This window comes from Candidatus Frankia nodulisporulans (assembly GCF_902806475.1).
Lineage (GTDB): Bacteria > Actinomycetota > Actinomycetes > Frankiales > Frankiaceae > Frankia > Frankia umida.
This window is the reverse complement of record NZ_CADCWS010000281.1, coordinates 1-5,009: the sequence shown is the minus strand read 5'-3', so window position 1 is coordinate 5,009 and position 5,009 is coordinate 1. Positions and strand designations below refer to the sequence as shown.

3 protein-coding genes and 1 pseudogene are annotated in these 5,009 nt (G+C 74.1%); 1 reads left to right on the top strand and 3 read right to left on the bottom strand.

The window, feature by feature from the left end:
* The 3 genes from G6R24_RS18110 to G6R24_RS18100 form a co-directional block, all read right to left on the bottom strand.
* Positions 1 to 2,744 (bottom strand): cation-translocating P-type ATPase (locus tag G6R24_RS18110; RefSeq protein ID WP_225438692.1); only part of this gene is annotated, 2,744 nt, incomplete at its 3' end.
* A 214-nt stretch (positions 2,745 to 2,958) separates the two neighbouring features.
* Positions 2,959 to 3,906: an undecaprenyl-diphosphate phosphatase gene (locus G6R24_RS18105; protein WP_163550395.1), complete on the bottom strand. Its 948-nt coding sequence runs from the start codon at positions 3,904 to 3,906 to the stop codon at positions 2,959 to 2,961.
* A 139-nt stretch (positions 3,907 to 4,045) separates the two neighbouring features.
* On the bottom strand, positions 4,046 to 4,288 hold the full coding sequence (locus tag G6R24_RS18100) for a hypothetical protein (RefSeq protein WP_225438691.1): 243 nt from the start codon (positions 4,286 to 4,288) through the stop codon (positions 4,046 to 4,048).
* 90 nt (positions 4,289 to 4,378) lie between these two features.
* Here G6R24_RS18100 and G6R24_RS22765 point away from each other — a divergent pair.
* Positions 4,379 to 5,009, top strand: a pseudogene (locus tag G6R24_RS22765) (hypothetical protein); the annotation flags it as partial.

The following is a 5,009-nucleotide window of genomic DNA, read 5'->3' as shown; positions in this document are numbered from 1 at the left end:
GCGGAATCCGACGTCGACTTCGCGGAATCCGCCTTCGGCTCCGCGGCTGCCGGCAGCGCGGCTGACGACCCGGCGGGGTCAGCCGACGGCACCGCGGATGGCTGCACCACGGCGGCTGGCGGGACCGTGGCTGACCGCACCACGGTGACCATCGGGGTGGAGGAGCCGGCGCGCGTCACCGGGGAGGCGGGGACGGGGGCGCGACCGGCGGCATCCGCGGCGGTGGTGGTCGCGGCGGGGAGGGTGCGGACGTGGCTGCGCTGGACGTGGGGGCGGTGGGTGGCGGCGAGGCCCTCGCGGACGGTGGCGGCGGCGTCGCGGCGGCGGATGATCACCCAGGCGATCTCGAGCAGCAGGCCCGCGCCGACGGCGATCGCGAGACCGCTCAGGGGGCCGGTGGTTCCGACCAGGGAGAGCTGGAAGAAGTCCTGACCGAACGGGATGACCAGGACCAGCACGAACGCGACGGCCATGGTCAGCACCAGGGCGATCCGCCACCAGGTGTAGGGGCGGGCCACGATCGCCAGGGCCCACAGGGCGATGACGAACAGGGTGAGGGTGGCCATCGACGTCTCGGCCTCGAGGTCGGCGTAGATCGACCGGGCCAGCAGGTAGGACGCCATGGTGGCGCCGCCGGCGATCACGCCGGCGGGGATCGCGAAACGCAGCACCCGGCCGACGAAGTCGGGGCGGGCTCGCTCGCTGTTGGGGGCCAGTGCCAGGAAGAACGCCGGGATGCCGATCGTCAGGGAGCCGAGCAGGGTGAGGTGGCGGGGCAGGAACGGGTACGGCACGCCGGTGATGACGACGAGCACGGCCAGCAGCACCGAGTAGACGGTCTTGGTCAGGAAGAGGTTCGCGACCCGTTCGATGTTGCCGATGACGCGGCGTCCCTCGGCGACGACCGACGGCAGGGTGGCGAAGCTGTTGTCGAGCAGGACGATCTGGGCGACGCCGCGGGCGGCCTGGCTACCGGAGCCCATCGCGACCCCGATGTCGGCGTCCTTGAGGGCGAGGACGTCGTTGACGCCGTCACCGGTCATCGCCACCGTGTGTTTGCGCGACTGCAGCGCGGCGACCATCTCCCGCTTCTGCTGCGGGGTGACGCGGCCGAACACCGAGTGGCGTTCGAGCAGGTCGGCCAGGGCGTCCTGGTCGGTGGGCAGGGTGCGCGCGTCCACCGGATGCTCGGCGCCGGGCAGACCGAGACCGCGGGCGACCGCGCCGACGGACAGCGCGTTGTCCCCCGAGATGACCTTGGCGGCGACGTTCTGCTCGGCGAAGTAGCGCAGGGTGTCGCCCGCGTCGGCGCGTAGCCGCTGGGCGAGCACGACCAGTGCCGTCGGGGTGACCGTGCCCGCGACGGTGGCCGGGTCGGCGAGGGCCGCGTCCAACGATGTCGTGGTCTGGCCGAGCAGCAGCACCCGCAGGCCCTGCTCGCCGAACCCGTCGGCCTCGGCGAGGGCGGGATGCCCGGCGGGCAGCAGGACGTCGGGGGCGCCGAGCAGCCAGGTGGTGACGGTGTCGGTGTCGTCCGCCAGTGTCGCGCCGCTCCACTTGCGGGCCGAGGAGAACGGGGCGTCCGCCCGCACCGCCCAGCCCGCGGGGGCCGGGTAGGCGTCGATGATCGCCTGCAGGCTCGGGTTGGGGCGGCCGTCGGCGGCGCCCAGCGCGCCGAGCACCGCCCGCACCCGGCCACCCCCGTCGTCCTTCGCACCGGCCTCGGACGGACCCGGCCCGACACCGGGGGAACCGGCGGTGTCGGGGGGCACCAGGCGCAGCTCGGTGACGTCCATCGCGGGTTCGGTGAGGGTGCCGGTCTTGTCCAGGCAGACGACGTCGACCCGGGCCAGGCCCTCGATGGCCGGCAGCTCCTGCACCAGGCACTGGCGCCGACCCAGGCGCACCACGCCGACGGCGAAGGCGACCGAGGTCAGCAGCACCAGCCCCTCGGGGACCATCGGGACGAGGCCCGCGACCATCCGGCGGATCGCCTCGGGCAGGTCGTTGTCGTTGACGAGCAGCTGGCTGATGATCAGCGCGATACCGGTCGGGATGATCATCCAGGTGACCACGCGCAGGATCGTGCTGATCCCCGTCCGCAGCTCCGAGCGGACCAGGGTGAAGCGGCTGGCCTCCTCGGCGAGCTGCGCCGCGTACGCCTGCCGGCCGACCCGGGTGGCCCGGAACGCCCCGCTGCCGGCGACGACGAAACTGCCGGACATCGTCGTGTCCCCGGGCTGCTTGTGCACCGGGTCGGCCTCACCGGTCAGCAGCGACTCGTCGACCTCGAGCCGGTCGGCGGCGACGATCTCCCCATCGACGGGGACGCGGTCACCGGAGCCAAGCTCGATGATGTCGTCCAGGACGATCTCGGCGGTGGGCAGGGGGGCCGCGATGCCGTCGCGGCGCACGAGGGGACGGGCCTCGCCGACGAGGGCCAGGCGGTCCAGCGTGCGCTTGGCCCGCAGCTCCTGGAACATCCCGACCAGGGTGTTCGCGATGATCACACCGCCGAACAGGGCGTCCTGCACCGGTCCGACGATCACCACCAGGATGAACAGGACGCCGATCAGCGCGTTGATCCGGGTCAGGACGTTCGCCCGGACGATCTCGGCGACCGACCGGCTGGAGCGCACCGGCACGTCGTTGACCCGGCCGTCGGCGACCCGCTCGGCCACCTCGGCCGTGGTCAGACCCGTGAGCACCGCGGGCTGGTCCTGTCCGGCCGGTGGCCGATCCATCCTGTCCTCCAGCCCGTCACGCGCCACATGCCGCCTCGGCCAGTACCCAGAGGCAGCCCGCCGACCACACCGGTCCGCACACCGCAGGGTCCGCGCGACCACCGTAGTCGACCATACGAATCCGTGGCGCGGCCGCCCCACCGGGTCCGTCCCACCGCGCGAACCCGGCCGGGCCCGCCGCGCGGACGGTGCGGCCCGGCCCCGTCCGCCCCGATCAGTCCTGCGGGGCGCCCGCCTGGGCGTCGAGAACACCGGCGGCGAGCAGGACGAGCAGCAGCACCCCCAGCCCGACCCGGTAGGCGACGAACGGCGCGAAGCTCCGCGAGGAGATGTAGCGCAGGAACCAGGCGATCGCCGCGTACCCGGTGGTGAACGCCACACCGGTGGCCAGCAGCGTGGGTCCCCACGACAGCTCCGCGACACCCGCCACCGACGACGCCGACTGCGCGGCCGCCGAGCCCGACGGGGTGTCGCTGGCGTCCTCGTCGCCCGAACCGATCAGATGCCGCAGCTCGAACAGGCCCGAGGCCAGCACCGCGGGCATCGCGAGCAGGAACGAGTAGCGGGCCGCGGCCTGCCGGGTGTAGCCGAGCAGCAGGCCGCCGCTGATCGTCGCCCCCGACCGGGACACCCCCGGGATCAGGGCCGCGGCCTGCGCGAAACCGAAAAGCACCCCGTCGCGCACCGACAGGTCGTCCAGGGTTCGCCGGGGCCGGGGCAGCGCGTGGCGACCCTTGCGCCGGCCGGAGGCGGCGTAACGATCGGCGCCGCCGAGCACGAGGCCGAGCAGGATCAGGCTCATCGCGGTCAGGCGCAGGTCCCGAAACGGCCCCTCGATGGCGTCCTGGAAGGTCAGGCCGAGCACGCCGATCGGGATCGTGCCGAGCAGCACCAGCCAGCCGATGCGCGCGTCCGGGTCGTAGCGCGCCTCCCGGTCCCGGATCGACCGGGCCGACGCCCGCAGAATCCGGGCGATGTCCCGGCGAAAGTAGAGCAGCACGGCGGCTTCGGTGCCGATCTGGGTGATGGCGGTGAACGCCGCGCCCGGATCGTCCCAGCCCGCCGCCGCGGCGGTGATCCGCAGATGGGCGCTGGAGGAGACCGGAAGGAACTCGGTCAGCCCCTGGACCAGCCCCAGCATCGTGGCCTGCGGATAGTTCACCGCGCCACCCGCCGTCGATCCCTCGTCGGCCCACCACGCCCAGCCCGGTACCCACCCCATATCCGCACGGCTCCCACGCTAACGTCCGTGCGCGGCGGGCCTGGCGCGACCCCGGCGCCATCCGGCCGGCGACCGTCGACTACGGTCGGCCGGCCTCCCGTGCCCTGGCGCCACCCGGCGTCGACCGGGTGCGGTCGGTGAGATGGCTCGCCGCCGCGACCGCGAGCGCCACCGGCCACTCGACCAGTTCGACCGCGACCAGAGCGCCAAGCCCCAGGTAATACGCCACCCGCCCCGGCGTCGGCACGCCCAGCGGCCCCACCCGCAGCCGCGCCGGCGGCTGCGGAACCGCCACCTCCAGATGGGCCGTCACGAACGGCATCCGCACCGTCATCTCACGCCGGCGCACCAGCCCGGACGCGCCGACCCCACCCGACCCGCCGAGCCCGTTCCGACCGCCCGGTCCGACCTGGTGGACGGCAGTCCGCGGGTGGTGGCGGTGGCGCCGCGTCCCCCCGTCCCGCCACGGGCTGGCGTGCGTCCACCCTCCGCCTGGCGCACCGCGGCCGTCGACCGCCCCGAGGCGACCCGCACCCCGACCGCCCGCGACGTGCTGGTCCGAGGAGCACTGACACGGGACGTGCTGGTCCGAGGAGCGCTGGTACGGGACGCGCTGGCCCGAGGGGCACTCGTGCGCGGGGCACTGACACGGGACGTGCTGGTGCGAGGGGCACTGGTACGGGACGCGCCGCTGGTGCGGGGGGCCGCAGGACGAGGGGCCGGTGCCGGCCGGCTCGGCGCGGGACGAGCCGACGCCGAACGAGCCGACGCCGGAGGTGATACCGACGCCGGAGGTGATACCGACGCCGGAGGTGATACCGACGCGGCCCGCGACGGTGTGGGCCCGGACGGCGTGGACCCGTCCTGGTCCGGGGACATGAACAGCGGGCTGACGGAGACACCGGTGATCGGGCCGCCGCCACGCAGGATGACATCCCCCGGGCCGACGCCGTTGTGCGAGCTCATGCCTGCCATGGAGCCGTACCTCCCCCGCCGGACGATCCCCGCCGACAGCCGTCAACATTACGGATCGCATCGATGGG